This window comes from Sporosarcina ureae DSM 2281 (assembly GCF_000425545.1).
GTDB lineage: Bacteria > Bacillota > Bacilli > Bacillales_A > Planococcaceae > Sporosarcina > Sporosarcina ureae.
Map to the genome: position 1 here is coordinate 70,295 of NZ_AUDQ01000004.1, position 24,145 is coordinate 94,439.

21 protein-coding genes, 1 riboswitch and 1 other annotated feature are annotated in these 24,145 nt (G+C 42.4%); of the genes, 3 read left to right on the forward strand and 18 right to left on the reverse strand.

Annotated features, from left to right (window positions below):
• The 14 genes from cysS to H605_RS0105550 form a co-directional block, all read right to left on the reverse strand.
• Entirely contained in the window at positions 1-1,401 is a 1,401-nt protein-coding gene (gene cysS, locus H605_RS0105485) for a cysteine--tRNA ligase (protein WP_029053296.1), read from the reverse strand.
• Positions 1,382-2,056, reverse strand: coding sequence for a serine O-acetyltransferase (gene cysE, locus H605_RS0105490; RefSeq protein ID WP_029053297.1), 675 nt, complete (start codon positions 2,054-2,056; stop codon positions 1,382-1,384). Before cysE ends, cysS begins: the two co-directional genes overlap by 20 nt.
• 92 nt (positions 2,057-2,148) lie before the next feature.
• Positions 2,149-2,363 (reverse strand) — a binding site (T-box leader).
• A 57-nt stretch (positions 2,364-2,420) separates the two neighbouring features.
• Positions 2,421-3,881, reverse strand: coding sequence for a glutamate--tRNA ligase (gene gltX, locus H605_RS0105495; protein ID WP_029053298.1), 1,461 nt, complete (start codon positions 3,879-3,881; stop codon positions 2,421-2,423).
• 83 nt (positions 3,882-3,964) lie between these two features.
• Complete coding sequence (ispF, locus tag H605_RS0105500) at positions 3,965-4,444, reverse strand: 2-C-methyl-D-erythritol 2,4-cyclodiphosphate synthase (RefSeq protein WP_029053299.1); 480 nt, start codon at positions 4,442-4,444, stop codon at positions 3,965-3,967.
• Positions 4,445-4,457: 13 nt separating this feature from the next.
• Positions 4,458-5,138, reverse strand: a complete 681-nt coding sequence (gene ispD, locus H605_RS0105505) for a 2-C-methyl-D-erythritol 4-phosphate cytidylyltransferase (RefSeq protein ID WP_029053300.1) — start codon at positions 5,136-5,138, stop codon at positions 4,458-4,460.
• Positions 5,139-5,164: 26 nt separating this feature from the next.
• On the reverse strand, positions 5,165-6,253 hold the full coding sequence (locus H605_RS0105510) for a PIN/TRAM domain-containing protein (protein ID WP_029053301.1): 1,089 nt from the start codon (positions 6,251-6,253) through the stop codon (positions 5,165-5,167).
• A 164-nt stretch (positions 6,254-6,417) separates the two neighbouring features.
• Positions 6,418-7,788, reverse strand: a complete 1,371-nt coding sequence (radA, locus tag H605_RS0105515) for a DNA repair protein RadA (RefSeq protein WP_029053302.1) — start codon at positions 7,786-7,788, stop codon at positions 6,418-6,420.
• Between the two features lie 90 nt (positions 7,789-7,878).
• Complete coding sequence (locus H605_RS0105520) at positions 7,879-10,326, reverse strand: ATP-dependent Clp protease ATP-binding subunit (RefSeq protein WP_029053303.1); 2,448 nt, start codon at positions 10,324-10,326, stop codon at positions 7,879-7,881.
• 184 nt (positions 10,327-10,510) lie between these two features.
• Positions 10,511-11,599, reverse strand: a complete 1,089-nt coding sequence (locus H605_RS0105525) for a protein-arginine kinase McsB (RefSeq protein WP_029053304.1) — start codon at positions 11,597-11,599, stop codon at positions 10,511-10,513.
• Complete coding sequence (locus H605_RS0105530) at positions 11,589-12,140, reverse strand: UvrB/UvrC motif-containing protein (protein ID WP_029053305.1); 552 nt, start codon at positions 12,138-12,140, stop codon at positions 11,589-11,591. Before H605_RS0105530 ends, H605_RS0105525 begins: the two co-directional genes overlap by 11 nt.
• Positions 12,141-12,151: 11 nt before the next feature.
• On the reverse strand, positions 12,152-12,622 hold the full coding sequence (locus tag H605_RS0105535; protein WP_029053306.1) for a CtsR family transcriptional regulator: 471 nt from the start codon (positions 12,620-12,622) through the stop codon (positions 12,152-12,154).
• Between the two features lie 324 nt (positions 12,623-12,946).
• Positions 12,947-13,948, reverse strand: a complete 1,002-nt coding sequence (bioB, locus tag H605_RS0105540; RefSeq protein WP_037561631.1) for a biotin synthase BioB — start codon at positions 13,946-13,948, stop codon at positions 12,947-12,949.
• The gene (locus H605_RS0105545; protein WP_029053308.1) at positions 13,948-14,547 is read right to left on the reverse strand and encodes a biotin transporter BioY; all 600 of its coding nucleotides are present in this window, start codon (positions 14,545-14,547) and stop codon (positions 13,948-13,950) included. The genes bioB and H605_RS0105545 overlap by 1 nt, the downstream gene beginning before the upstream one ends.
• A gap of 129 nt (positions 14,548-14,676) precedes the next feature.
• Positions 14,677-14,874, reverse strand: a complete 198-nt coding sequence (locus H605_RS0105550; protein ID WP_029053309.1) for a hypothetical protein — start codon at positions 14,872-14,874, stop codon at positions 14,677-14,679.
• A gap of 164 nt (positions 14,875-15,038) precedes the next feature.
• Positions 15,039-15,150, forward strand: a riboswitch (SAM riboswitch).
• A gap of 83 nt (positions 15,151-15,233) precedes the next feature.
• Between H605_RS0105550 and H605_RS0105555 the strand changes: the two genes are divergently transcribed.
• Both H605_RS0105555 and metH read left to right on the forward strand, forming a co-directional pair.
• On the forward strand, positions 15,234-17,096 hold the full coding sequence (locus H605_RS0105555; RefSeq protein WP_029053310.1) for a bifunctional homocysteine S-methyltransferase/methylenetetrahydrofolate reductase: 1,863 nt from the start codon (positions 15,234-15,236) through the stop codon (positions 17,094-17,096).
• Positions 17,077-20,514: a methionine synthase gene (gene metH / locus H605_RS0105560; RefSeq protein ID WP_029053311.1), complete on the forward strand. Its 3,438-nt coding sequence runs from the start codon at positions 17,077-17,079 to the stop codon at positions 20,512-20,514. Before H605_RS0105555 ends, metH begins: the two co-directional genes overlap by 20 nt.
• Before the next feature lie 108 nt (positions 20,515-20,622).
• On the opposite strand, the gene H605_RS0105565 is transcribed toward metH, so the two are convergent.
• Positions 20,623-20,997 carry a hypothetical protein gene (locus H605_RS0105565; RefSeq protein ID WP_051210472.1) on the reverse strand — a complete coding sequence of 125 codons (375 nt, stop codon included), beginning with the start codon at positions 20,995-20,997 and terminating at the stop codon, positions 20,623-20,625.
• A 137-nt stretch (positions 20,998-21,134) separates the two neighbouring features.
• The gene (locus H605_RS0105570; RefSeq protein ID WP_029053313.1) at positions 21,135-21,335 is read right to left on the reverse strand and encodes a hypothetical protein; all 201 of its coding nucleotides are present in this window, start codon (positions 21,333-21,335) and stop codon (positions 21,135-21,137) included.
• Between the two features lie 171 nt (positions 21,336-21,506).
• Between H605_RS0105570 and H605_RS0105575 the strand changes: the two genes are divergently transcribed.
• A complete protein-coding gene (locus H605_RS0105575; protein ID WP_029053314.1) occupies positions 21,507-21,908 on the forward strand; it encodes a thiol-disulfide oxidoreductase DCC family protein in 402 nt (133 codons plus the stop codon).
• Between the two features lie 104 nt (positions 21,909-22,012).
• Here H605_RS0105575 and H605_RS0105580 read toward each other — a convergent pair whose 3' ends face one another.
• Positions 22,013-22,369 (reverse strand): DUF779 domain-containing protein, encoded by a 357-nt coding sequence (locus H605_RS0105580; RefSeq protein WP_029053315.1) that lies wholly within the window; start codon positions 22,367-22,369, stop codon positions 22,013-22,015.
• A 42-nt stretch (positions 22,370-22,411) separates the two neighbouring features.
• Positions 22,412-23,953, reverse strand: a complete 1,542-nt coding sequence (gene adh, locus H605_RS0105585) for an aldehyde dehydrogenase (protein ID WP_029053316.1) — start codon at positions 23,951-23,953, stop codon at positions 22,412-22,414.
• Between the last annotated feature and the right edge of the window lie 192 nt (positions 23,954-24,145).

Below are 24,145 nucleotides of genomic sequence, written 5' to 3' on the forward strand. Positions count from 1 at the left end.
TTACCCTCTTTTCCAGCGAGTGCCTTGCGCTGTATCTTCTAAAATGATTCCCTGTGCTTTTAGTTCATCACGAATTTCATCCGCCCGTGCAAAATCACGATTCTTCCGAGCATCAAGACGTTCCTGGATCAAAGCATCTACTTCGTCATCCACTAATTCATCCGCATTATCAAATGGCAATCCAAGTACACCCATTAATTGATCCAACGCATCGATGAATTGCTGAAGTACGTGACGGTCTGTATTTTTCTCGAGCAAGTATACGTTCGCATGTTTGGATAGTTCAAAAATGGCTGCAATCGCATTAGCCGTGTTGAAGTCATCGTCCATCGATTTTTCAAATGCGTTAATTTGTTCGTTAATCTTATCTAACCATAACTCGGAATTTTCTGCTAGATTCGCTGAAATCGTTACACGATGCTGCAAGTTGCTGTACGCAGTCTGAATACGTTCCAATCCATTCGACGCGCTTTCTACAAGATCCTGTGCAAAGTTGACTGGATGACGATAGTGTACAGAAAGCATGAAGAAACGCAGAACCTTCGGGTCTATTTGCTTACGTATATCATGTACCAAAATAAAATTCCCTAAGGATTTCGACATTTTTTCGTTATCAATATTGATATAACCGTTATGCATCCAGTAGTTGGCGAAAGTTTTGCCGGTAGCCGCTTCAGACTGCGCGATTTCATTCTCATGATGCGGGAATGTTAAGTCTTGCCCACCTGCATGAATATCGATCGTGTCCCCAAGAAGCTGTTTGGCCATTACCGAACATTCGATATGCCAGCCAGGACGACCTTTGCCCCAAGGACTATCCCACGAGACTTCCCCCTCTTTCGCTGATTTCCAAAGCGCAAAGTCAAGAGGATCTGTTTTGATTGCATTTTCTTCCACCCGCGCACCCACTTTTAACTCATCGATGGATTGATGTGAAAGTTTCCCGTAGCCTTCGAATTTACGTGTACGGAAATAGACATCCCCACGAGATTCGTAAGCAAATCCTTTGTCAATGAGAACCTGGATAAATTCCACAATGTCATCAATGTGCTCAGTTACTCTAGGATGCGCTGTCGCTACTTCACAGCCGAGAGCATTGACATCTTCGTGATAGGCCGCAATGAAACGTTCCGTTAAATCTCCGACCTCTTCGTTTAATTCATTTGCTGCTTTAATGATTTTATCGTCTACGTCCGTAAAGTTCGAGACGTAATTCACTTCATAGCCGCGATATTCCAAGTAGCGACGAATCGTATCAAATGCAATCACAGGACGAGCATTTCCGATATGAATATAGTTATAAACGGTTGGTCCACAGACATACATTTTGACCTTTCCTTCTTCTATTGGAACAAACTTTTCTTTCTTACGTGTCAATGTATTATAAAGTTGAATGCTCATGTAAATCTCCCTTTTTTCCATTCACGGTTTCCAACTGCTCAGTACGCAGCTTTAACTCCTGAATTTGCTTTTCTAATCGTTTGATTTCATCCGCAATCGGATCTTGCGTGGAATGATCTAGTTTATTCTTTACACGTATACCATTTGAAATAACGATTTTCCCTGGTATACCAACTACTGTAGAGTTTGGCGGCACTTCTTTTAAGATGACCGAACCCGCTCCTACTTTACTGTTCTCCCCAATCGTAATGGAACCAAGTACTTTGGCACCCGACGCAACCAATACATTATCACAGAGCGTCGGATGTCGCTTACCGCCTTCTTTTCCTGTTCCACCCAATGTAACTCCTTGATACAGTGTTACGTCATCGCCAATTTCACATGTTTCCCCTATGACTACACCCATACCATGATCAATGAAAAGACGTCTGCCTATTACGGCTCCTGGATGAATTTCAATACCCGTGAAAAACCTGCTAACTTGCGACACTACACGAGCCAAAAACCGAAGATTACGCTTATAAAACACATGCGCAATACGGTGCATCCAAATTGCATGCAACCCCGAATACGTTAAAATTACTTCAACCGTGCTGCGGGCTGCCGGGTCTTGATCGAAAATACATCGAATATCCTCTTTCATACGTTTGAACAATGAACTTCCCCCTTTTTCTTCTTTCACATGACGGCGATTTCCACTATAGAAAAATTTCTCAAGATAAAAAAAGCGCCCCTGTCACTCATGATGACAGAGACGCAATTAATGCGTGGTTCCACTCCGCTTGAGAACGTAATTGTCCCCCGCTTAATGTCTTTAACGCAGACTATACGTATGGCCTACTAATAATTTCGGCTCATCGCTCAAAGGTGCATTTCGATAGTGAACGACTCAGGTCATTTCCAGCCTAGATGACCCTCTCTATAGAGCATCCACTACGTACTTTCCTTTTCGACGCTTTTCATATGACAAATGTATATTAGGTTCATTTTACAGAAATTCACCGAAATGTCAATATTGTTTATTTTGCAAATCTTTCAACACGTTGAATAATCTTTTCTTTACCAATTAGCGCAATAGCATCCGGTAGTTCAGGACCTGATGTCTGACCAGTTGCCACGACACGCACAGGCATGAATAAGTTCTTACCTTTATGTCCTGTTTCTTTTTGTACTGCCTTAATTGCCGCTTTAATAGACGGTGCATCGAATGTTTCCAATTCTTCTAGTTGCTTCTTAAGTGACGTCATCACTTCAGGCACTTGTTCACTCGCCAAAATTTCAGATGCTGTTTCATCATATTCCAATGTGTCATGGAAGAACTGGGCGGATAACTCGACGATTTCAGCACCAAAGCTCAATTGACCGTGGTACAGCGCGATCAAATCGTGAACCCATGATTTTTCTTCAGCAGACATATTTTCTGAAACCAATCCTGCTGCTTGTAGATGTGGCAATGTTAATTCAATTACTTCTTCTAAAGACAGCTTTTTTATATATTGGTTATTCATCCACGTTAGCTTATCCGTATCGAACATGGAAGGTGACTTCGACAAACGAGACTCATCAAATTGTTCTACGAGTTCGTCATGAGAGAAAATCTCTTCTTCTCCGACAGGCGACCAACCAAGCAAAGAGAAGAAATTAAACATTGCTTCCGGCAAATAGCCTAAATCTTTATATTGCGCAATGAATTGAATGATTGATTCATCACGTTTTGAAAGCTTTTTGCGTTCTTCATTGACAATCAGCGTCATATGACCAAATCGTGGGTGGTCCCAACCGAATACGTCAAATACCATTAGTTGCTTTGGTGTATTCGTCAAATGCTCTTCTCCACGGAAAACATGGGAGATTTTCATCAAGTGATCGTCGACTACTACAGCAAAGTTATACGTCGGAATACCATTCGTCTTAACCATAACCCAGTCACCGATGTCTTTTGATTCGAATGTTACTTCACCGCGCACAAGGTCATCGATCGCATACGTAGTATTTTCAGGAACGCGCATACGAATATTGAATGACTTCCCTGCAGCTTCATTTTCCGCTACTTGTTCTGCTGTTAAATGACGACAAGTACCATCATACATAGGCGCTGCGATTCCCGCTTCTTTCTGAGCGTCACGCTTTGCTTCTAGCTCTTCAGGTGTACAGAAACATTTGTAGGCATGCCCATTTTCAAGCATTTCGTCTGCATACTTTTTATACAAGTCCAGACGTTCCATCTGACGGTATGGGCCGTATTCTCCGCCAATATCAATGGATTCGTCATGATGGATACCGAGCCACGTCAGGTTTTCAAGTTGTGAAAGTTCGCCACTCTCAATATTTCGCGCTGTATCCGTATCTTCAATACGAACAATAAATTTCCCGTCATAGTGACGAGCAAACAAATAGTTGAATAACGCGGTCCGCGCGCCCCCAATATGTAGTTGGCCTGTTGGACTCGGTGCATAACGCACACGTACTTCTTGTGTCATAATAGTTACCTCTCCGTTTCGAATTGATTACGTTCTTATATAATTTCCTATCTATTTTAGCACTCTAAAGGACGTTTTGAAAGTTACTGGTTTTTCATCAGTAAAATCGTTGCCATTGCTGCGATTCCTTCTTCACGCCCAGGGAAGCCTAGACGTTCCGTAGTCGTAGCTTTCACATTCACTTGCGACAGATCTGCTTCGAGCAATTCCGCCACGCGTTCACGGATGTCTCCAATATACGGTGCCATTTTTGGACGTTGCGCAATAATCGTACAATCAATATTACCTAAACGGTAGCCTTCTTCTTTTACCATCGCCCATACATTCTCCAATAAAATAGCAGAATCAGCGTCTTTAAACGCGTCGTCCGTATCAGGGAAATGTGTACCAATATCCACTTTTCCAATCGCACCTAGTGCAGCATCTGTTACTGTGTGTAGTAGCACATCCGCATCGGAGTGACCAATCAACCCTTTTGAGTGCGGAATGGTGATACCACCAATAATGAGTGGTCTACCTTCTTCAAATGCATGTACATCAAAACCTTGTCCAATTCGAAACATGTAATTATTCCTCCTACTTTCTTCTAGCCAGTAAGATTTCACCTATAGCAAGATCTTCCTGAGTCGTCATTTTTACATTATCATATGAACTTTCCACCACTTGGACTTCGTGGCCAAGTCGTTCCACTAACATGGATTCATCCGTGCCAAGGAAACCTTCTGCAATAGCCGAGTCCGATGCTTCTTTCAACAATTCATATTGAAATGCCTGAGGCGTTTGTACGAGCCACAGCTTTTCACGAGCCAAAGTTTCTTTGACAGTACCATCTTCCGCGTACTTAATTGTATCCTTCGCCTTAACTGCTGCTATAGCTGCACCCTTTTCATTAGCAGTACGCACCAGTTCCGTAATAATTGACGAATTCAAGAAAGGTCTAGCCGCGTCATGGACGAGAACAATACCTTTCCCTTTGTAAGCAGAGATACAAGCTGCAACACTGTTTTGACGCTCACCACCACCCTTTACAAATGTAATAGGTTTCACGTGTTGATCCTGTTTGAGAATCTCTTCAATTACAACTTGCTCTTCCGGCTTCACAGCCATAATGACTTCTTCACAATTAGGGTCTTCTTGAAACACACTGACTGTATGATACAAAATTGAATGCTCTCCAATTTTCAGGAAAAGCTTATTTTGTCCAGCACCCATTCGTTTGCCGCTTCCCGCGGCAGGAATCATCACTGTATATTTCACGTTTGTCACTCTGCTTTCTATGCTGGTTATCGACCTTTGGGTTTCGCAAAAATCATTCGTCCTGCAGAAGTTTGCAATACACTGGTTACTACAACGTCAATGGCATCTCCGATATGAGACCGACCATCTTCAATGACAATCATTGTGCCATCATCCAAGTATGCAACACCTTGATTATGCTCTTTACCGTCTTTGATTACGACTACATGCATTTCTTCACCTGGAATGACTACCGGTTTTACTGCATTAGCGAGATCATTTATATTCAATACTGCCACACCATGCAAATCCGAGACTTTATTTAAGTTAAAATCATTTGTTACAACTAATCCATCCATTTTCTTCGCCAGTTTAACTAACTTTAAATCCACTTCGGCTACATTCGGAATATCTTCGTCGGTAATGAGCACTTGAGGACCGTCATCATTTTGTAAACGCTTTAGAATATCGAGACCACGTCTACCTTTTGTTCGCTTCAACGTATCAGATGAATCGGCTATATGCTGTAGTTCGGTCAGTACAAACTGAGGTACAACTAAAATTCCCTGTAAAAATCCTGTCGCCACTATATCCGCAATGCGTCCATCGATAATGACGCTTGTATCTAGTAACTTATATACATCTTTTTGTGGTGGAGTGACAATGGGTTCTGTCGATTCTTTCTTTTTTGCAGTTGTCATGCGTAAATTAGAGAATGCATTAATAAACTCTTCCCACTTTTTAAAACCTACTTGGAAACCTAAATAGCCGAGAAGAATAGACAATAAGACAGGCACAACAGAAGACACTACCGGAAAACCAATTGCACTTAGTCCGAAACTGAATAAAAAAGCTACGATTAACCCTACCACTAATCCGATTGTACCGAATAATAAATCCATGATCGGTGCTTTCAGAAGTCTTTCTTCAATCCATTTAATGAAATTTACAATCGGTTCAGTTAAAAATAAGCTTAATAAAAATAGAATGATTGCTCCTATAATTGCCTCCACATAAGGGTTTTCTATGATCGGGCGTGATGTAAACTCAAACATAGCGAATAAGTACGGTAAAAATAAAACACCGAGAGTTCCTCCGATTAATAAGAATGAAACTTGGACTACTCTTTTCAACATATTCTTCCACCTCCTTTTCCTTCCTAATAGTATACAACGAATCATGGTTAGCTGCTTAGGTTAAGTGAGGAATTTCTGAAAATTCCTCACTCCTCCTACTAGGACTATCTCAACGGCAGGAAAGTTTCTTGCTATTCTACTCATCCCGTCATATAAAATAGACGTTATCTGAATGCCATTCCTAACGCTTCCGTAATAGTTTCAACGCCTACCACTTCAATCCCATTCGGAATATCCCAACCGCCCAAATTAGACGACGGAATGATAATGCGATCAAAACCAAGTTTCGCCGCTTCCGTGACGCGTTGTTCTATTCTAGATACCCTTCTAACCTCACCTGTTAACCCTACTTCACCAACAAAACAATCGCGCGCCCCTACAGCGGTGTCGCGATAGCTAGAAACAATACTTAGCAAGACGGCTAAATCAATGGCCGGCTCATCCAACTTAACACCGCCCGCAACTTTAATATACGCATCTTGTGTCTGTAATAGCATCCCTGCACGTTTTTCCAATACCGCCATTAATAGCTGCACACGGTTTTGATCCAATCCAGTCGCCATGCGCTTCGGATAATTGAAACTTGATGCCGTCATCAGTGCCTGAATTTCAACAAGTATCGGCCGTGTGCCTTCCATAGAAGCGACAATGGTAGAGCCCGCTCCACCTTGCGATCGCTCACGCAAAAACATTTCAGAAGGATTTAAGACTTCCTTTAATCCAGCCTGCAACATTTCAAAAATGGCAATTTCATTAGTAGAACCAAAACGATTTTTAACACTTCGTAAAATACGGTACGTGTGGTGACGTTCACCTTCAAAATACAGCACCGTATCCACCATATGCTCAAGCAATCGTGGTCCAGCAATTTGTCCTTCTTTTGTTACGTGACCTACGAGGAATATGGCAATGTTTTGCGTCTTTGCTATACGCATTAGTTCTGCGGTACATTCACGCACTTGCGATACACTTCCTGGTGCCGATGATACTTCAGGATGATGAACAGTCTGAATCGAGTCCACAACCACAAACTTCGGCTTCACTTCATCCACCGTTTCATTGATCATTGCGAGATCGGTTTCGGCATAAATATATAACTCATCTGACTTCACGCCTAATCGTTCTGCACGTAACTTAGTTTGCTTGATCGATTCTTCTCCTGAAATATACAGTACACGCTGTTGTTGATTCGCAAGTAACGATGAGACTTGTAGCAACAATGTAGACTTCCCGATTCCTGGATCCCCGCCGATTAATATGAGCGAGCCCGGTACAATCCCACCACCGAGTACGCGGTTTAATTCTTCTAATTCTGTTTTAACACGTGGCTCTTCAGCCATTTCCACCTGACTGATAGGCAAAGCTTTGTGCTTCACTCTTTCACCATGCTGAAATGCAGCACGCGGTCCCTTTTGAACAATCTCCACTTCTTCATCCATCGTGTTCCATTCTCCACAACCAGGACAACGCCCCATCCACTTAGCGGACTCATATCCACAAGAACGGCACATGAACTTCGACTTACGCTTAGCCATACACTCTCTCCTTATTTGAAAAAATACGAAAAGGACAGCTCGCTACGCTTTTAAAAACTAAGCGAGCGAGCTATCCTGTTGATCATATTATTATTTTTCTACTGCTACTGTGTGTTTCTCCGTGCGTACGATAAACTGATCATCCTCTACATCAATGATTACTTTTTCACCCATCAGAACTTTACCTTCAAGTAACTCTTCAGATAAACGATCTTCTACATGTTTCTGTAATGCACGACGTAATGGACGAGCTCCGTATTCCGGATCATATCCCTCTTCCGTGATTTTATCTTTAGCTGAATCCGTCAACACCAATTCGATGTCCTGTTCAGCCAAGCGCTTAGAAAGTTCATCACTCATCAAGCTGACAATTTCACGCAAGTGTTCTTTCTCCAATGAATGGAAGACAATCATGTCATCTACACGGTTCAAGAACTCCGGTCGGAATGTTTTCTTCAATTCTGCAAGCATTTTTTCCTTCATGTCATCGTAGTCGGATTCGCCGTCTTGAATATTAAAGCCAACGTAACGGTTTTTCTTCAATTCCGTTGCTCCAACGTTTGAAGTCATGATAATTACTGTGTTGCGGAAATCAACTGTACGTCCTTTAGAATCCGTTAAACGTCCGTCTTCTAATACTTGCAATAAGATATTGAAAACATCTGGATGTGCTTTTTCAATCTCATCAAGTAGTACAACTGAGTACGGCTTACGGCGAACTTTCTCCGTTAACTGGCCTCCTTCATCATATCCTACATAGCCTGGAGGTGATCCGACTAGACGAGATGTAGAATGTTTCTCCATATATTCGGACATATCGATACGAATCATCGCATCTTCATCGCCGAACATCACTTCCGCCAACGCACGGCCTAGTTCAGTTTTACCTACACCAGTCGGGCCCAAGAAAATGAATGAACCAATAGGACGTTTCGGATCTTTCAATCCTGCACGTGCTCGACGGATGGCTTTCGAAATAGATAACACTGCTTCTTTTTGACCAATGACACGTTGATGCAAAATTTCTTCCATATTCAGCAATTTAGCCGACTCTGTCTCCGCAATTTTGTCAACAGGAATTCCTGTCCACATCGCCACTACTGACGCGATATCATTCACTGTCACTTCGGATTCAGTCTGCCCTTGTTTCTCTTTCCAAGCTGCTTTCGTTGTTTCCAACTCTTCCTTCATCTTCTGCTCTTTATCACGATATGAAGCAACTTTCTCAAATTCTTGGCTTTGCACAGCTGCGTTCTTCTCAGAACGAATTGCTTCAAGCTTCACCTCGAGCTCCTTCAAGTTAGGAGGAGTTGTATATGAACGCAAGCGCACTTTCGATCCAGCTTCGTCAATTAAGTCAATCGCTTTATCTGGTAAGAAACGGTCCGAGATATAACGATCAGACATCTTCGCTGCCGCTTCAACCGCTTCATCCGTAATCTTCACACGGTGATGCGCTTCGTAACGGTCGCGCAAGCCTTTAATGATCTGAATCGTTTCCTCTACAGATGGCTCATCAACCTGGATCGGTTGGAAACGTCGTTCAAGCGCTGCGTCTTTTTCAATATATTTACGGTATTCGTCAAGTGTAGTAGCACCGATACACTGTAGTTCACCACGTGCAAGAGATGGCTTCAAGATATTGGATGCATCGATAGCACCTTCTGCTCCACCTGCCCCGATCAACGTGTGCAATTCATCGATGAATAAGATAATGTTACCCGCTTGACGAATTTCTTCCATTACCTTCTTCATTCTATCTTCGAACTCACCGCGGTATTTTGTACCCGCGACGACTGTACCCATATCTAATGTCATAACGCGTTTATCACGCAATATTTCAGGCACTTCGTTACTTACGACTTGCTGTGCCAAACCTTCTGCAATCGCTGTTTTACCTACACCTGGTTCCCCAATCAATACTGGGTTGTTTTTCGTACGTCGTGCCAATACTTCAATAACACGTGTAATTTCTTTGCTTCGTCCAATTACTGGATCCAGCGTGCCCTCACGTGCGATTTCAGTTAAATCACGTGCTAAGCCATCCAATGTTGGTGTTGCTGCCGATGCAGAATTCGCTGGGTTGCCAACAGAACTTTCATCATTGCCAAGCAACTGAAGTACTTGCTGGCGAGCTTTGTTCAAGCTAACACCTGCATTATTCAGAACGCGTGCAGCCACGCCTTCTCCTTCTCGAATCAAAGCCAATAAAATGTGCTCTGTGCCGATATAAGAATGTCCTAATTTACGAGACTCATCAACGGATAATTCAATAACTCGTTTGGCGCGAGGAGTATAATGAACGATCGGACCCACATCTTTAGAGCCTACACCTACTAGAATTTCTACTTCTCGTTCAATAGTATCCGCATTCACACTAATTGCTTCAAGAGCTTTTGCTGCGATGCCGCCACCTTCTCGAATCAATCCAAGCAGGATACGCTCAGTACCAATAGATTCATGTTTTAAACGAATAGCCTCTTCTTGAGCCAGTTGTAAAACTTTTTGTGCACGTTGTGTAAATCGATTAAACATCATATTCATTCCCCTCTTCCTTCATCAGTGGACTATATTCTATGTTATGCAAAATAACACATCAATGCTTTGTTTCCTATAACTATATATATTCATGTCAATTCGCGATACAACCTAATTCGCATATTGACTTTGACTATCTTTGATTAATTATAAATGCTATAAGACTTTCTTGCAAAAACTTTGCTCACAACGAATCACTGTCTTTTTCTTGTGCAACAGATCGCTCTACTCCTAGCCGATCACGGAATAATTGTGCACGAAGGATATCTCGTTCATCAGATGTTAATTCTGCCTTCGCGTATTGCTGCAGAAAACCGGGCTGCATGAAAATCATCAATTCATTCAAAATTGTCATATCAATATTTTCAATGATACCTAAATCTATACCCAAACGGACGTCAGACAAACATTTTGCCGCTTCTGCTGACGGCAAGATTCGCGAATGAGTCAGTGTCCCGAGCGCCCTGAATAATCTATTTTCCAAGTGAACTTCTGACTTAGCCAATAATAATTCACGTGATTTCTTTTCATGTGCAATCAAGCGTTTTGAAATACTCTCTAAGTCTTTCAAGATTTCCTCTTCTGATTTGCCGAGTGTGATTTGATTGGAAACCTGATAAATGTTACCGAGTGCTTCACTGCCCTCTCCATAACTTCCACGTACGACCATTCCAAGCCTTGATATCGCGGGTATAATTCGCTCGATTTGCTTAGTGATGGTTAATGCAGGTAAATGCATCATGACTGAGGCGCGCATTCCCGTACCGGTGTTAGATGGACAACTTGTCAAATAGCCGAATGTTTCATCGAAAGCATAGTTCAAATTCACTTCAAGTTCGCTATCTACTCGATCAGCGTGTTCATATGCCTGATCTATTTGAAAACCTGGATAAATACATTGAATGCGAATATGATCTTCTTCATTCACCATAATACTAATTGTTTCGTCTTCGGACAGTAAAACGGATCCATGTTTTTTAGGATTGATCAACTGTGGACTGACTAAATGCTTCTCGACTAAAATCTGGCGTTCAAGCGGAGACAAATCTTCCATTGTGATGCCTGTAAAATGATGGTTCTGCATCGTCTCGACTGCCTGATCCAATGCTTCGCTAACGTCGTTCGCATCTTCCTGCGAGGCACTTATCGGAAATGGATAATCTTGTAAATTTCGAGCTAGCCTGATTCTTGTGGACAAGACGATGTCAGCATGCTCACCTTCCGCCACCATCCAACCTGTCAGTTCCTGTTTGATGAATTTTTTAAATGACATGTTGATCATCACCTCCATCGGACAGTTGCTGTTTCACTTGGTTCGCCTCATCACGCAAAGTTGCCGCTTCTTCAAAATGTTCGTTTTCTACAGCTTCCCGCATTTTCATACGGATATCTTCAAGCTTCTTCTTTAAAGCAAAACGTTCATTAAGTGATACGGGAATCTTTCCACGGTGTTTGGTATGCCCATTATGCAGTTTGGCAAACACTCTTGGCAGTTGCCCCCTGAATGTTTCATAACATACAGCGCAACCAAACTTCCCGATATCGAGGAAACGATGGAAGGTCAAATCGCAATTCGGACATTTCGGACCATCCGGTAATCTTTCATCGGCTTTTTGTTCCGGGAATAACTCTGAACCACCTAACCAATGTGCTAAAAATTGTTGAATTGATAACGGTTCCTGATCCGGACTGAAAGAAAATGTTTGTGAGTAAAATGCACATTTATCACATAAATGACGCTCTATTACATCATTTGATGTTTCCTGTTTAAACACTACAGTAGCTGGACGTTCTTTACAGTTTTCACAAAGCATTGAAATTCACCTCATTCTATCTCTTCATAAATTAATGTAACTAACATAGCGCGAAGAATACGTGAACGTAACGCATCCCGCTCTGGCAACATATAACGCAGAGTAGCACGGCCAACTGCAGCAAGCATCAGTTTAGCTTCACGTTCTGTAATGACTTCTTCTTCAATTAAACGGATAATGACATCTTCCGCCATAGTAGATGACGCTTCACTCTCTAAAATCTCTAACGCTTGTTCAAGTAAGTCCTTGCGGGAGTTGGTACGTACCCTGTAAATCCGGATGTAGCCTCCGCCTCCTCGCTTAGACTCAACAGCGTAACCTCTCTCGACGGTAAACCGGGTTTTGATCACGTAATTAATCTGTGATGGTACACATTGGAATTTCTCAGCAATCTCATTTCGTTTGATTTCAATAGAAGCGCTATCTTCCTCTTCTATAATCGACTTCAAATATCCTTCTATAATGTCAGAAATATTACGCATCTCGTCACCTCTTTTCGCTCGTTCATCTAGTTGACTTTGACTATCTTTGACTTGATTGTATCGCAGAAATTAGGCGGGATGCAATTCATTTGTTTGTATGTATACATGATTACGTTAAAAGAAAACTTGTTGCTAGGTTGTCACAACAGGCTATTAATTATTCAATTAGTCACCGAATTAAAACAGGACGAATACTTTTCACTTACGGTCAATTACTGCAATCCTCCTAAATAGAATTCTGAATGAATAGAAAAAACTGAAGAACAGATCCACATAGCGGATTGTCTTCAGCACAAGGTATACGTATATTTACTCATTCTCTATTTATATAGTGATAGGTTCTTTGCGCAACGGTTCGAGATCGACTACGAAGCCCATGTCTTCAAGCATTTTTTGATCTTGATCGTTTTCCTGACCGGCTGTTGTGAGATAGTCACCGATGAAGATAGAGTTTGCAGCGTAGAGGCCTAGTGGCTGCAGGCTTCGCAAGTTGACTTCACGTCCACCCGAAATACGAATTTCTTTGCTAGGGTTGATATAGCGGAATAGGCACAGGACTTTTATGCAGTAGCGTGGATCCAGTTCTGATGTCCCTTCTAATGGTGTTCCATCAACTGCATGCAGGAAGTTTACAGGTATTGAGTCTGCGTCCAGCTCGCGTAGGCTACGCGCCATGGAGATGATATCTTGCTTTGTTTCCCGCATGCCAACGATGACGCCTGAACATGGAGATATGCCTGCATCTTTGGCCAGTCCTACAGTGTTTACACGATCATCGTATGTATGCGATGTAGTTATACTTTCGTGATGCTCTGCGGATGTGTTCAAGTTGTGGTTGTAGCGATCTACGCCTGCCTCTTTCAAACGGGTTGCTTGGCCTGGCTTCAAAATACCTAGGCAAGCACATACCGTCATTCCTTTGTGTTTTTCTTTTATCTGCTTAACTGAATCAATGACTATGTCCAGTTCACTGTCACGCGGTCCCCGTCCACTTGCTACGATGCAATAGGTGCCCGCTTTATTAGCGGCAGCACGTTCTGCACCTTCTAGTATCTCTTCCGATTTCATCATCGCATACTTTTCGACAGGTGCTTTTGAAATGATGGATTGTGCGCAATAACCACAGTTCTCCGGACATAATCCTGATTTCGTATTGATGATCATATTCAGCTTTACTTTATTTCCGAAGTAATGTGATCGAATCGAGTACGTCGCGTGCAGTAATAATAGCAAATCTTCATCTGGGCTATTCAATATCGCGAGTGATTCCTCGTCAGTTAATACATGCCCTTCCAGTACTTGAGTAGCCAGCCTTTGGTAGTTCATTATAGCGTACGCCTCACTTTCAAGTGTTTTGAGATTCTAAACGCGAATATGCCTGACAGTACAGCCAGAATTAGATCTTTTGGCAACGGAGGCATCATCCATAGCCATGCGATCTTGTAGGTAAACACGTCTGGTGCAGCAGCCCACATCTTGTACGCAAAATACATCCAGCTTGTGCCTACTATATAGTTGATTGCCGTAGCGACCAGTGCCGCGGTTATATAAGCAGGCATGGTCTGACTTCGCTCGACAATCTTCCCGGCTACATAAGCTATTAAAATGAAAGTAAGAATAAAGCCAAACGTCGGACTCAAGATCTGACCGAAGCCGCCTGAAAATTTAGCGAAGACCGGTGCACCTGCTAATCCTATTAACATATATACCGTCATAGATAACGCACCTAGACGGCTGCCAAGTAATAGTCCTGATAAGATTGCGAAAAACGTTTGCAATGTAATAGGTACTCCACCAACTACTAAAAACGGCACAAAGGATGTGATATTTGCTCCAATCATCATTAATGACGCGAACATCCCACTGTATACAATGGTTAATGCACTAAACCTACTTACCGGTTGCCTCTCCGTTGCTGTTGCCATCATGTCACCTCTTTTATATTAGTTATCATAAAAATAATAATAGTTAACACACAATATGTCAACAACTTTTATTTTATAGTTAACCCATAAAAAACAAATAAAAAAAGACTGCAGCAAAATGCTGACAGCCTACTTCTTCTCATCAATCTGTTCTTCTTTTTCTTTACGAAACAAAACGCTTGAGATCAAACCACTGAATATAGCAGCCGCAATTGTAATGTACACACGCATATCATAAGCAACTTCTTCGTAATTGCTACCTATCATAATCCAAGCAATTGTACCTACAAGAACAGCGATTGGAAATGAGTATTTAAAGAATCGCATAATTCCTCACCTTTTCGAGTTGTTTCATTGATTTTAGCATATATATCGCAATTTCTCTATGCTCTAACTCCGCGCGTTGAACTTCACCAAACATTCACTTGACGATATCCAACAAAGCGGCTATGATGTGGTTAGAATAATCTAAATAGTTGAATAAGAAACATATCTTATCAAGAGAAGCTGAGGGACTGGCCCTTCGACGCTTCAGCAACCAGCCAAATAGGCAAGGTGCTACTTCCAGCAGTCTGTCAAATTGACACTCTGAAAAGATGAGAGGGAACTAGTCATTGAGATTACAAAGCCTTCTAATATACTTGAAGGCTTTTTTTGATTAGAAAAAGCAAAGGGGAGATGGAATTATGTCATTGCTAGATAAACTACAAACAAACGTCTTAACGGCAGATGGTGCAATGGGGACGATTTTATATTCTTACGGAATTGATTACTGTTATGAAGAACTAAACGTAGAAAAGCCTGAAATTATAGAGCAGATTCACCAAGACTACATCGCAGCCGGCGCAGATATTATACAGACGAACACTTACAGTGCAAATGCGAACAAATTAGCTCGCTACGGCTTAGAAAGTCATGTAACAGAATTCAATAAAGCGGCCATTCAAATTGCAAAACGCGCAGCAGCACCTGGGGGACAATTTGTACTCGGTACAATTGGCGGCCTGCGTGGCATACGTAAAAGCGATGCTACATTGGATGAAATAGAAAAAGTCGTACTAGAACAAGCCAATGCATTATTGGCAGGCGATCCGGATGGTCTTCTATTGGAAACATATTACGACTTTGAAGAGTTATCATCTGTTGTAACAACGTTAAAGAAAATCACGGATGTTCCATTGATCGCACAAGTTTCTATGCATGATCCCGGCGTATTACAGAATGGGCTTTCATTAAATGATGCACTTCATCAACTTGAATCTCTTGGAGCAGATATCGTAGGTGTCAACTGTCGCTTAGGCCCTTACCACACGATTCAAGCATTCGATAATGTTACATTACCGGAAAAAGCATTTTTATCCGCATATCCAAACGCCAGTCTATTAGATGTGGAAGATGGACGTATTGTCTATGAATCTGAAGCAGAATACTTCGGACGCGCTGCCGTATTACTTCGTGATCAAGGCGTTCGGTTGATTGGTGGATGTTGCGGCACAACACCTAAGCATATTAAAGCAGCAAAAACACAGTTAGCGCGACTTGCACCTATTACAGAAAAGGTCGTACATCCGGAAAAGCCTATCGTGATTCATGAAGCGGTACCTACAAAACATCAACCTCTTCATGAAAAAGCGAAAACAGAGCGTACGGTAATTGTAGAACTAGATACACCGCGCCACTTGGAAACAGAAGATTATATCAAGGGTGCAAATGTGTTATATGACGCAGGAGTTGATGCTATAACAATGGCAGATAATTCACTTGCTTCCCCTCGCATCAGCAACATGGCGATGGGCTCAATCGTTAAGATGAAACATAATATCCGCCCGCTTGTACATTTAACGTGCCGTGATCACAATCTTATCGGCTTACAATCACATTTGATGGGACTCGATGCATTAGGCATTCACGATATCCTAGCTGTAACAGGCGATCCGACAAAAGTTGGCGACTTCCCCGGTGCAACAAGCGTCTACGATGTATCCAGCATGGAGTTATTGCAGTTAATTAAGAAATTGAATGAAGGGATTTCGTTCTCCGGTAAGCCATTGCGCAAGAAAGCAAACTTCTCTATTTCAGCAGCTTTCAATCCGAACGTACGCGTAATTGATCGAGCTGTACAACGACTCGAGAAGAAAATTGAAGCGGGTGCAGACTATTTCATCACGCAGCCGGTATACACGAAAGAAAAGATTATCGATGTATACGAAGCCACAAAACACTTGGATACACCGATCTTCATTGGCATCATGCCATTGACAAATATACGAAATGCAGAGTTCCTGCATCACGAAGTACCAGGTATCAAGCTTTCAGAAGATGTGTTGGAAAGAATGCGTGAATGTGGAGATGACCGTGAAAAATCAACTGAAACGGGTCTTGAAATCGCAAAAGAATTGATTGATACAGCAGCGCAGTATTTTAATGGGCTGTATATCATCACACCATTCCTCCGTTACGATATGACATTAGAGTTGTATGAGTATATTAAGGAAATAGACCAGAAGAAGAAGGAGAGGGAATTAACACATGCAGAGACATCCTATTGAAGAGCAACTAGACAAACGAATCCTGATCATTGATGGCGCGATGGGGACGATGCTGCAAGCGGAAGATTTCTCAACGGAAGACTTCGGCGGAGAAGAATATGATGGATGTAACGAATACCTAAGTGTGTTACGCCCCGATGTTTTAGAGAAAATTCACGATGAATATTTAGATGCTGGTGCTGATATCATTTGTACAAATACATTTGGTGGTACTCCCCTTGTCTTGAATGAATTTTCACTTGGTCATCGTGCAGATGAAATTAATGCAAAATCTGTGGAAATCGCGAAAAAGAGTGCAGCGAAGTTTTCTACACCAGAATGGCCACGTTTTGTCGCAGGTGCGATCGGACCTACAACAAAGACGCTTTCGGTTACAGGCGGCATTACGTTCGATGAACTATCCAATGATTTCTATGTGCAGGCAAAAGCTCTTGTAGAAGCCGGCAGTGACTTGATACTGATGGAAACGAGTCAGGATATGCTAAACGTGAAGGCCGGAACGATTGGTATTAAAAAAGCGTTCGAAGAGCTTGGACGTGAAATCCCTATCATGATATCAGGGACGATTGAGCCGATGGGTACAACACTTGCTGGACAAAGTATTGAAGCGTTCTATATTTCCATTGAACATGTCCACCCACTTTCGGTCGGCTTAAACTGTGCGACAGGTCCTGAATTCATGACCGACCATTTGCGTTCATTATCTGACTTAGCGACAAGCTATGTAACTTGTTATCCAAATGCGGGATTGCCAGATGAAGAAGGACATTATCATGAGTCTCCTGAATCTCTATCGAAAAAGCTGGAAGGCTTCGCTGAAAAAGGCTGGTTGAACATGGTTGGCGGTTGCTGCGGTACAACGCCTGATCACATTCGCGCAATTCGTGAGGCAGTAAAAGACAAGGCTCCACGCAAGATGCCAGAAAATCCTCTTGGTCATGCCATTTCAGGGATTGAACCTTTGCTTTACGACGATACATTGCGTCCGTTATTAATCGGTGAACGTACAAATGTTATCGGTTCACGTAAATTCAAACAATTAATTGTAGAAGAAAAATTTGAAGAAGCTGCTGAAATCGCACGTGCACAAGTAAAACGTGGTGCTCACGTATTGGATATTTGTCTTGCGAACCCTGACCGTGATGAATTGTACGATATGACTCGCTTCATGAAAGAAGTCGTGAAAAAAGTCAAAGTTCCTCTCGTCATTGACTCTACAGATGAAAATGTCATTGCAGAAGCATTGAAATTCTCGCAAGGTAAAGCAATTATCAACTCTATTAACTTAGAAGATGGTGAAGAACGCTTTGACGCTGTACTTCCTTTAGTAAAAAAATATGGAGCAGCTGTCGTTGTCGGAACGATTGATGAAATCGGAATGGCGGTCACGAGGGAACGTAAGCTGGAAGTTGCGTTGCGTTCTTATGATTTACTCGTCAACAAATGGGAGATTCCGCCCGAAGATATCATTTTTGACCCACTCGTCTTCCCTGTTGGTACAGGTGATGCGCAATACATCGGATCAGCTGTAGAAACAATTGAAGGAATTCGATTAATTAAAGAAAAACTTCCACGCACCTTAACGACTCTCGGTGTCAGCAATGTATCCTTCGGGTTACCGCCTGTTGGCCGTGAAGTGTTGAATGCTGTGTACTTGTATCACTGTACACAAGCAGGTCTCGATTATGCGATTGTCAATACAGAAAAACTTGAGCGCTTTGCTTCGATTCCAGAAAGTGAAATCAAGTTGGCGAACGACTTGCTGTTTACTACAACAGATGAAACACTAGCTGATTTCACGGATTTCTATCGTGGTAAGAAAAAAGAGAAGTCCGAAGATGATATTCCGAAAACTGTGCCTGATCGTCTCGCGTACTATGTAGTAGAAGGTACAATAGAAGGTTTAATTCCTGACTTGGAAACAGCTTTGAAAACATACGATGCACCACTTGATATCATCAATGGGCCTTTAATGAAAGGAATGGCTGAAGTTGGACGTTTATTCAATGACAACCAGCTGATCGTAGCGGAAGTTCTTCAAAGTGCTGAAGTCATGAAAGCTTCTGTTTCCTACCTAGAGCAGTTCATGGATAAGAATGAAGACGATAGCGGGAAAGGTAAGATTATCCTGGCGACAGTAAAAGGTGACGTACACGATATCGGGAAAAACCTCGTAGAGATTATCTTAAGTAATAACGGATTTAAAGTCATAGACATCGGAATCAAAGTTACTCCAGCTTCATTAATTGAAGTGATCCGTAAAGAAAAACCAGACATTGTTGGCCTATCAGGTCTTCTCGTAAAGTCTGCACAGCAGATGGTGTTGACGGCACAGGACTTTAAAGCAGCAGGAATCGATACGCCAGTAATGGTTGGCGGTGCCGCTTTAACGAGACGCTTTACTGAAACGAAAATCGCACCCGAGTATGATGGCCCGGTTATTTTTGCAAAAGACGCGATGCAAGGTCTTGATTTAGCAAACCGTCTTCAAAGTACTGACAAAGGAGCGTTACTCGAAGAATTAGCGAATAGTATTGAGAAACGCGAAACGAATGATGCGATTAAAGCAAGTCGGGGTTCTACAGCAGTCGCAGTAAAGCCACGTCCTGTGAAAACGGTACGCACCGATGTGCCTGTATTTACTCCAACTGACTTACGTAGACGAGTCGTGAAAGATTACTCGGTTGCCCACCTACATCCTTATGTAAATATGCGTACTCTAATCGGTCACCACTTAGGTCTACGAGGAAATGTTGATAAAATGCTTGAAAGAAATGAAGAACGTGCAGTACAACTTCACGAGATGGTAACTGGGTTCTTGAGGTCCGATAAAATGACAGCTTCCGGTATTTATCAATTCTTCCCTGCTCAGGCAGACGGCGACGACGTAATCATTTACGATCCGGAAGATTCAACAACGGAAATTGAACGATTTACGTTCCCCCGTCAAGAAAAAGAACCGTTCCTATGCTTGGCTGATTACTTGAAAACAGTGCAAAGTGGTGAAATGGACTACGTTGCATTCATGCAAGTGACCGCTGGTAAAGGGGTTCGGGATTATGCTAATAAACTAAAGGAAGAAGGGAAATTCCTTGAAAGCCACGCATTCCAAGCAACTGCTTTGGAATTAGCAGAAGGCTTTGCTGAACGGATTCACCAAGAAATCCGTGACCAATGGGGATTCCCTGATCCAACAGACTTTACAATGCTCGAACGTTTCGCCGCCAAATATCAAGGCCAGCGATTCTCATTCGGCTACCCAGCTTGTCCAAATCTAGAAGACCAAGCTAAACTTTTCCGACTCATCAAACCGGAAGACCACGGCGTCGTCCTAACCGAAGAATTCATGATGGAACCTGAAGCATCCGTATCAGCCATCGTCTTCGCGCATCCTGACGCACGATACTTTAACGCATGACTCAAATGCTGAAAGCGCCGGGTAGACTCGACAGGCGTTGGAGGAAATAAACAAAATCCGCTATCTCTAGTATTTCAGAGATAGCGGATTTTTCATAATGAAAACGGATTAACGGCATCTTTTGCGACGGTGACAGCCTCCCTGGCCTGGTCCAAATCCTGGTCCAAATCCTGGCCCCATTCCCGGTCCTCTTCCTGGCATAATAGTAGAACCCATAACGTTTTCAGTAGTTTCTGTATAGTAGTGCTGTGGCACACCGACTACGTGGTGTCGATTCACATTCACGATCGGATGAATAAATGGCATTTCCTGTTTAGTGAAGCAATCGTTAAAGCGGTACTGTGGCGGGCAAAATACGGGTTGGAAACCTTGGTGCTGTCCGCCTGGCATACCTTGCTGACCATGCATTCCATGATGATGATGTTGGTGTCCCCACCCTTGCTGATGATGTCCGCCTGACATTCCACAATATCCTTGATTCATTTCTCCACCTCCTTATACCCTATTACATGCGAGATAACCAATTTGTTACGGGCTACCGACATAGGATAGTAAAAAATAAAAAGCAATGTTCCTTATCCACTTAGATAAAGGACATTGCTGTATTTAGGATAGTCCAGTTAGAATTCACAACGTCTAGGTATAGAAGGTTTCTCATACCCTAGACTATTTTCAATCGATTCCAGCTTCCTTACAATACTTTCACGCTCAGTTAATGCGTTGCGGACCGGAGAACCTTTGCCTACCATATTCTCAGAGCGTAAAAAGTCAGAGTCACGACGCAACTCCAGCTCAGCTGGATGAATGTATTGACGTTCCATCCTCTTTCACCCTTTTTTCTTAATATAATACACAAGACTGAACCACCTAATCACCTTCTATTTTATGCGAATTACTGAATCAATTAAATTCTTCTGTTTATTGAGGATGAGTGAAGTTAACGCTATGTGGGTATAGTACGATATCACCTATTTTCGAAGGAGAGAATAAATATGGAACGAAATAGAATTATACTATTTGATGGCGAATGTAATTTCTGTGACGCAAGCGTGCAATTTATTATTAAACGTGACCCGTACAAACACTTTTCATTCGCTTCCTTACAAGATGATGTGGGTAGAAAATTTCGTAAAGACTATCAAATTCCCGATAACGTAGATAGCTTAGTATTGATAGAAAATGAAAAAGCCTATACAAAGTCAGGCGCAGCTTTACGTATCGCAAAAAAACTGGATGGTTTATGGCACTTGGCATTTCTATTCGTAATCATCCCACCAGCAATCCGTGATATCGCCTACGACTATATTGCAAAGAACCGATATAAATGGTTTGGCAAAAAGGAGTTATCCTGCATGTTACCTTCACCTGAGGAACGTAAACGTTTTATCTCGTAAAGATTTTAACTATATATCCAAGTATGAAAAAAAGACTGAAAACAAGCTCCGATGTTTCTGGAGCTGCTCTCAGTCCCAGCCTCCCTATTTACGGAAGGCTTTTTTCATGAAGTTAATTCCTTATATTCTTCGTCAGTGAAAGCACGGGATCTGGTTAAGAAACGTTTCCCTTCCACTCCTTCGAGCGAAAACATTCCACCACGTCCATCTACCACGTCAATGATTAACTGCGTGTGCTTCCAATACTCAAACTGACTTTTCATCATATAGAACGGCATGCCGCCTATATGCCCAAGCAATACATCTTGATTGCCAATAATTAGATCTCCATCTTCGTAACACATCGGAGAAGATCCATCACAGCAACCGCCGGACTGATGAAACATCAAAAGACCGTGCTTATCTTTTAACAACTCTATAAGGGCCAACGCTTCTTCTGTTGCGACTACTCGATCTGGCATAGGAATTCCTCCATTCACTTCGGACCCTCCAGACAGATTCGATCAAAAGAATCCTTGTTTGCTTTCGTCATAGCTAACTAGCATGTTCTTTGTCTGCTGATAATGTGCCAGCATTTGCAAGTGGTTTTCACGTCCGATACCCGAAGCTTTGTAGCCACCGAAAGCAGAATGTGCAGGATATGCATGATAGCAGTTCGTCCATACACGCCCTGCCTGAATTCCGCGACCGAAGCGGTACGCCGTATTCATATCACGCGTCCATACACCTGAACCCAACCCATATAATGTGTCGTTCGCAATTTCTAGCGCTTCTTCTTTGTCTTTAAATGTCGTAACTGCTACTACAGGACCAAAGATCTCTTCTTGGAAGATCCTCATTTTATTATGTCCTTTAAATACCGTCGGCTTCACGTAATAGCCCTCCGCAAGATCGCCTTCGAGTTTGTTCTGCTCTCCACCCGTCAGACATTCTGCACCTTCTTGTTTTCCGATGTCCAAGTAGGAAAGGATTTTCTCTAGTTGCTCAGTAGATGCCTGAGCACCCATCATGACCGTTGGGTCCAATGGATTCCCTGTCTTGATCGCTTTAACACGCTCCAGTGCGCGTTCCATGAACTTATCGTAAATGGATTCCTGAATTAATGCACGGGAAGGACATGTACAGACCTCTCCTTGGTTTAATGCGAACATAACAAAACCTTCAACTGCTTTATCAAGGAATGCATCATCTTCCGCCATTACATCTTCAAAGAAAATGTTCGGGGATTTCCCGCCCAATTCCAATGTAACCGGAATCAAGTTTTGAGAAGCATACTGCATGATCAGACGACCTGTTGTCGTCTCTCCTGTGAAGGCAATCTTATTAATGCGCGGATTGGATGCTAGTGGTTTTCCTGCTTCCAGTCCGAAACCGTTGACTACGTTCAGAACACCTGCCGGCAATAAGTCTTCGATCAATTCAACCAATACCAAAATAGAGGCAGGTGTTTGCTCAGCTGGTTTTAATACGATACAGTTCCCTGCGGCTAATGCCGGAGCAAGTTTCCATACTGCCATCAGTATCGGGAAATTCCAAGGAATAATCTGACCTACAACCCCTAATGGTTCATGGAAGTGGTAGGCTACTGTGTCGTTATCGATTTGGCTAACTCCACCTTCTTGCGCACGAATTGCAGAAGCAAAGTATCTGAAATGATCTACTGCAAGCGGAAGATCGGCGTTCAATGTTTCACGGACAGCTTTACCATTATCCCATGTTTCAGCTACAGCTAGCATTTCTAAATTCTCTTCAATACGATCGGCAATCTTCAGCAAAATATTTGAACGTTCAGTGACTGATGTTTTTCCCCATGCATCTTTTGCTGCATGAGCTGCATCCAGAGCCAATTCTATGTCTTCTTCCGTAGATCTCGCCACCTGGGTAAATACCTTACCTGTAACTGGCGTTGAATTATCGAAATACTGGCCTTTTACGGGGGCCGTCCACTTGCCACCAATGAAGTTATCATAGCGTTCTTCGAACTGAACCTTGGAACCTTCTGTATTTGGATTTGCGTAAACTAGATTTTCTGAAGCTTGTACCATACTGCGTCACACTCCCTGTTCTCATTATTTTGCTTGTATTTCAGCGCAATCATTATGCACGCAAAGCTATTATACGAAACGTAGTTTCACTTTATTCCTGATTTGTACGCTTTCATAAGCTACCTTTTATTCTAAACTAATTAGTAAGCGCTTTCAACCAAATACTATTATAAATCAATCGATTCATAGAGT